Source organism: Rhizobium sp. Leaf453 (assembly GCF_001425605.1).
GTDB lineage: Bacteria > Pseudomonadota > Alphaproteobacteria > Rhizobiales > Rhizobiaceae > Pararhizobium.
This window is the reverse complement of the sequence record NZ_LMRG01000019.1, coordinates 916-6,713: the sequence shown is the minus strand read 5'-3', so window position 1 is coordinate 6,713 and position 5,798 is coordinate 916. Positions and strand designations below refer to the sequence as shown.

Below are 5,798 nucleotides of genomic sequence, written 5' to 3'. Positions count from 1 at the left end.
AACGTCATCGCCAAAGGCACGATCATCCAGATCAACAGCAACCCAACCGACGGCGCCATCATCAATCGCGCCAGACCACGAGTGTTCGTTGTCGCCATGAGTAGTCCCTCCCTTTCGTCAGCCGGTCTCATCGCCCGCCACGCCGGGAGGACAGCACGCCAGCTTTTTCATTCTTTCTTGAAAAGACCTGACGTCAACCGGTGCGGTTCGGAAAGCTGGCAACGGCCAACGTCAGGCTAAAATTGGCGACCCGGGTTGAGGTCCGGGTCGCCCGTCCTTGGGAAGGAACCTTACTTGATGTAACCGCCGCGCGTCATTTCGCGGGTGGCGGCCGTCTGTGCCTGTGCAAGTGCATCGTCAACCGACATTTGACCGGCAAGCGCTGCCGAGAACAGCTGGCCGACCGTCGTGCCAAGACCCTGGAATTCCGGGATGGCGACGAACTGGACGCCGACATACGGAACCGGCTTGACCGACGGGTTCTTCGGGTCGGCGGCATTGATCGAGTCGAGCGTCATCTTGGCGAACGGAGCCGCCTTCTGGTACTCGGGGTTGTTGTAGAGCGAGGTGCGCGTGCCCGGAGGAACGTTTGCCCAGCCTTCCTTGGCCGCGACGATGTCGAGATAGTGCTTCGAGGTTGCCCAGGAAACGAACTTCTCTGCAGCCGCTGCCTTCTGCGTGCCGGCCGGGATGGCAAGGTTCCATGCCCACAGCCAGTTGCCGCGCTTGCCGAGACCGGTGTCAGGCGCCAGAGCGAAACCGACCTTGTCGGCAACGGTGGAGTCCTTCGGGTTGGTCACGAACGAGGCTGCAACCGTGGCGTCGATCCACATGCCGCACTTGCCCTGCTGGAACAGCGCCAGGTTTTCGTTGAAGCCGTTCGACGAAGCGCCCTGCGGGCCGGCATCGTTCATCAGCTTGACATACATGTCGAGCGTCGCCTTCCACTCCGGCTGATCGAACTGGGGCTTCCAGTTTTCATCGAACCAGCGTGCGCCGAAAGCGTTGGACGTGGCGGTCAGGAACGCCATGTTCTCGCCCCAGCCGGCCTTGCCGCGAAGGCAAATGCCGTTGATGTCGGCGCTACGGTCCGTCATCTTGCGGGCTGCTTCGTTGATGAACTCCCAGGTCGGGGCGTCGGGCATGGTCAGCCCGGCCTTTTCCATCAGGTCCTTGCGGTACATGACCATCGAGCTTTCGCCGTAGAACGGCGCTGCGTACAGCTTGTTGTCGGCGGTCAGGCCCGAACGGATGGCCGGAAGCAGATCGTCGACGTCATAATCGGCGCCGAGATTGTCCAGCGGAAGGAGCCAACCCTGCTTTGCCCAGATCGGAACTTCGTAGGTGCCGATCGTCAGAACGTCGTACTGGCCGCCCTTGGTGGCGATGTCCGTGGTGACGCGTTCGCGCAGCACGTTCTCTTCCAGGGTGACCCATTCGAGCTGGATATCAGGATTTGCCTTGGTGAAGTCGTCCGTCAGCGTCTGCATGCGGACCATGTCGCCATTGTTCACCGTGGCAATGGTGAGGGTTTCAGCCTGTGCAAAACCCGCGATGACGACTGCCGAGCACGTGCCCAGCAAAAAAGTTTTCAAGTTCATATATCTTCCTCCCAGAAGAGTTATGAGCATTTGCCTTGCTCGTGGGCAATTACTCACAGAAATGCAAAAAATGTCAATCGGCATTCGTTGCTGCACTGCAGAAACGAATCCCTAAAGGATTGAAATCACTTTGGATTATTTATGAACATTCGCTCATTGAGCGAGCAGAAACTCGGCCGTCGCCTCGTCCGTGATCAGACCGTTGATCACGTGCCCCTTCAGCGCGGCGCTCAGGGCCGCGTGTTTGCGCTTGCCCTTGGCGATACCGATGACCACGGCCGAATCGCGCGACGGCAAGGGCACGCTGGCGACGCGTTCGTTGATGCTGCCGGACAGCAATTCACCGTCACGATCGAACATCCAGCCGCAGATTTCGCCGACGGCCCCCTCGCTCATCAGCCGCGCCATCTCGTCCCGGCCGAGGAACCCGTCCTCGCAGAGCGGCGCATCCTGCCCGAGTTCACCGACGCCCACGAAAGCGACATTGGCTTCGGCGCCGAGTTTCAGCGCCGAGCGAACCAGAACCTGGTTGTGCAGCACTTCCCGCTCCTCGGGCGAGGAAACGAGAACCGGCAGCGGCATCGGAAAATGCCGCGCCTTGACCGCGTCCGCCATCGAGAAGATGACGTTGTAATAGGCCGCCGAACCGTCGAGACCGATATTGCCGGTGAGCGACACGATCCGGTGCTGCGGACATTCCATCGCCGGCAGCTGGTCGATCGCCGCCTTCAGCGTTCGTCCCGTGCCGATGGCCAGCACGATCGGGTCGGCCGATTTCAGCCAGCGCTCGATCTCCGCCGCCCCCGCCTCGGCAATACCGACGGTGGTGGACGAGGAACCTGGATCGCTCGGTACGATATCGACCAGCTTCAGCCCGAATTTTTCCTTGAGCTGCAACCCGAGTTCGAGACAGGCGGCAATCGGGTGGTCCAGCCGCACCTTGATCAGCCGCTCGGCCATGGCGAGCGACACCAGCCGCTGCGCCGATTGCCGGGAGATCCCCATGGCCGACGCGATCTCGTCCTGCGTGCGCCCGGCCACATAGTAGAGCCAGCCCGCACGCGCGGCATCGTCAAGCCTGTTGTTCGCTTCCGGTTTACGCGCCATCGTCCTGATACTCCCTGCGAAAATGTGCTGACACCTTTTCCGCTCGCCTGTCAAACGCAGAGCATGATTACCCCCGACAGACCAGTCCGCAAAGCCCTGTATCCCGGCGATTCCAGCGTTTTCTTTTTTGAAATTTTACCATTTGATAAAAAAATAAAGCGTGTTACCGTTTCATCATCCTGAGGCAAGACATTTGGGAGCAAAAAAATGGGAACGACTGAAACTGGATTGCGGAGCGGCCGCCTGTCGCCCGCCCAATACGAGACGAATTTTTCCGATCTGCATCCGCCGCTCGACGAGCATGAGGCGCTGGTCGCATCCGATCGATGCTACTTCTGTTATGACGCGCCCTGCATGACGGCCTGTCCCACCTCCATCGATATCCCGCTGTTCATCCGGCAGATATCGACTGGAAACCCGATCGGCTCGGCCAACACCATCTTCGACCAGAACATTCTCGGCGGCATGTGCGCCCGCGTCTGTCCCACCGAAACCCTGTGCGAGCAGGCTTGCGTGCGCAACGCGGCCGAGCACCGGCCTGTCGAGATCGGCCGCCTGCAGCGTTACGCCACCGACATCGCCATGCGCGAAAATCGGCAGTTCTATACGCGCGCCGAATCATCGGGCAAAACGGTCGCCATCGTCGGCGCCGGCCCGGCTGGTCTCGCCTGCGCCCATCGTCTGGCCGTGAAGGGCCATGACGTCGTGATCTACGATGCCCGCAAGAAGGCGGGCGGCCTCAATGAATATGGCATCGCCACCTACAAGGCTGTCGATGATTTTGCCCAGGCGGAAGTCGACTATGTGCTGTCGATCGGCGGCATCGATATCCGCAACGGCCAGATGCTCGGGCGCGATTTTTCGCTGTCTGATCTCCTGTCGCGCCATGATGCCGTCTTCCTCGGCCTCGGCCTTGCCGGCGTCAATGCGCTGAAGACGGAGGGCGAAACGGCAGAAGGCGTCGAGGATGCCGTCGATTTCATCGCCGCCCTTCGCCAATCCGAAACGAAGGACGATATTCCCGTCGGCCGCCGCGTCGTCGTCCTCGGCGGCGGCATGACGGCCGTCGATGCCGCCGTCCAGGCCAAGCTGCTCGGCGCCGAAGAGGTGACGATCTGTTACCGCCGCGGCAAGGAAAACATGAACGCCTCCGAGTTCGAGCAGGATCTCGCCGCCGCCAAGGGTGTGACGATCCGTCACTGGCTGCAGCCGAAGCGCATCATCGCCCGCGACGGCAAGGTGGCCGGCATCGAACTCGATTACACGACGATGACGGACGGACGGCTTGTCACGACAGGCGAGACCGGCGTCATCACCGCCGATCATATCCTCAAAGCGATCGGCCAGACCTTCGAGGCCGATGGTCTCGGCACCATCGCCCTGCAATCCGGCCGCATCGTCATCGACGATGAGGGCCGCACCTCGCTCGATCGCGTCTGGGCCGGTGGCGACTGTGTTCTCGGCGGCGAAGACCTGACGGTTTCGGCCGTCGCCATGGGCCGCGATGCGGCCGAATCGATCAACCTTGCACTGGCCGCTGCGCGTCAGCCGGCTGTTGCCGTCGCTTGAAGGGAGAATGAGCCATGGCTGATCTGCGCAACAATTTCGTCGGCATCAAATCTCCGAACCCTTTCTGGCTGGCGTCGGCGCCGCCGACCGACAAGGCCTACAATGTCGAGCGCGCCTTCAAGGCAGGCTGGGGCGGCGTGGTCTGGAAAACGCTTGGGGAGGAAGGCCCCCCCGTCGTCAACGTCAACGGCCCGCGCTACGGCGCCATCTGGGGCGCCGACCGCCGTCTGCTCGGTCTCAACAACATCGAACTGATCACCGACCGTGACCTCTACACCAACCTGCGCGAAATGAAGCAGGTGAAGATGAACTGGCCGGACCGGGCGCTGATCGCCTCGATCATGGTGCCCTGCGAGGAAAACGCCTGGAAAGCGATCCTGCCGCTGGTCGAGGAAACCGGCGCCGATGGCATCGAGCTCAACTTCGGCTGTCCGCACGGCATGTCGGAGCGCGGCATGGGGGCCGCGGTCGGACAGGTGCCGGAATATATCGAAATGGTCGTGCGCTGGTGCAAGCAATATACCCGCATGCCGGTCATCACCAAGCTGACGCCTAATATCACCGACATCCGCAAGCCGGCCCGCGCCGCGAAGTCCGGTGGTACCGATGCCGTATCGCTGATCAACACGATCAACTCGATCACCTCGGTCAATCTCGACACGTTCTCGCCGGAACCGTCGATCGACGGCAAGGGCAGCCATGGCGGCTATTGCGGCCCGGCGGTCAAGCCGATCGCGCTCAACATGGTCGCCGAGATCGCCCGCGATCCGGAAACCTACGGCCTGCCGATCTCCGGCATCGGCGGCATCACCACCTGGCGCGACGCCGCCGAATTCCTGGTTCTCGGCGCCGGCAATGTGCAGGTCTGCACCGCGGCGATGACCTATGGCTTCAAGATCGTCCAGGAAATGATTTCCGGCCTGTCCGCCTGGATGGATACCAAGGGCCACCGCACGCTCGACGACATCACCGGCCGCGCCGTCCCCAACGTCTCCGACTGGCAGTATCTCAACCTCAACTATATCGCCAAGGCCCGCATCGACCAGGATGCCTGCATCAAGTGCGGCCGCTGCCACATCGCCTGCGAGGACACCTCGCACCAGGCGATCACGCAGTACGTCAATGGCATCAGGCATTTCGAGGTCATGGAAGACGAATGCGTCGGCTGCAATCTCTGCGTCAATGTCTGCCCGGTCCAGGACTGCATCACCATGGTCGGCCTCGAACCCGGCACCCTCGACGAACGCACCGGCAAGACCGTCGACCCCAACTACGCCAACTGGACCACCCACCCGAACAACCCCATGGCCCGCCAGGCTGCGGAGTGATTTGGGGGCAACCTTGTGCTTTCTCCCCTCAACTGGGGAGAAAGCAATTTCAGCATCCTGGCTTCAGTTAGGTGCTAAGAAATTGCAAGAAAGTGGGCAGGTATAGCGGCAGAAGAACAAGCCCCTCACCAACAAAATCTAACACTTAGCCTGCGGCTAAGATGTTGATTTTGTGTCCTCTCCCGCAAGGGGA

4 protein-coding genes and 1 pseudogene are annotated in these 5,798 nt (G+C 61.3%); 2 read left to right on the top strand and 3 right to left on the bottom strand.

Annotation, left to right across the window (positions count from 1 at the left end):
• The 3 genes and pseudogenes from ASG68_RS32515 to ASG68_RS18105 all read right to left on the bottom strand — a co-directional run.
• Positions 1-98 (bottom strand): annotated as a pseudogene (locus ASG68_RS32515) (sugar ABC transporter permease); the annotation flags it as partial.
• Between the two features lie 192 nt (positions 99-290).
• Positions 291-1,601, bottom strand: a complete 1,311-nt coding sequence (locus ASG68_RS18110; RefSeq protein WP_062582668.1) for an ABC transporter substrate-binding protein — start codon at positions 1,599-1,601, stop codon at positions 291-293.
• Positions 1,602-1,754: 153 nt separating this feature from the next.
• Positions 1,755-2,708: a sugar-binding transcriptional regulator gene (locus ASG68_RS18105; RefSeq protein WP_062582666.1), complete on the bottom strand. Its 954-nt coding sequence runs from the start codon at positions 2,706-2,708 to the stop codon at positions 1,755-1,757.
• A 207-nt stretch (positions 2,709-2,915) separates the two neighbouring features.
• Between ASG68_RS18105 and ASG68_RS18100 the strand changes: the two genes are divergently transcribed.
• Together ASG68_RS18100 and preA are read left to right on the top strand one after the other, a co-directional pair.
• Positions 2,916-4,277: an NAD(P)-dependent oxidoreductase gene (locus ASG68_RS18100; RefSeq protein WP_062582664.1), complete on the top strand. Its 1,362-nt coding sequence runs from the start codon at positions 2,916-2,918 to the stop codon at positions 4,275-4,277.
• Between the two features lie 14 nt (positions 4,278-4,291).
• Positions 4,292-5,605 (top strand): NAD-dependent dihydropyrimidine dehydrogenase subunit PreA, encoded by a 1,314-nt coding sequence (gene preA / locus ASG68_RS18095; protein ID WP_062582662.1) that lies wholly within the window; start codon positions 4,292-4,294, stop codon positions 5,603-5,605.
• Positions 5,606-5,798: the final 193 nt, after the last annotated feature.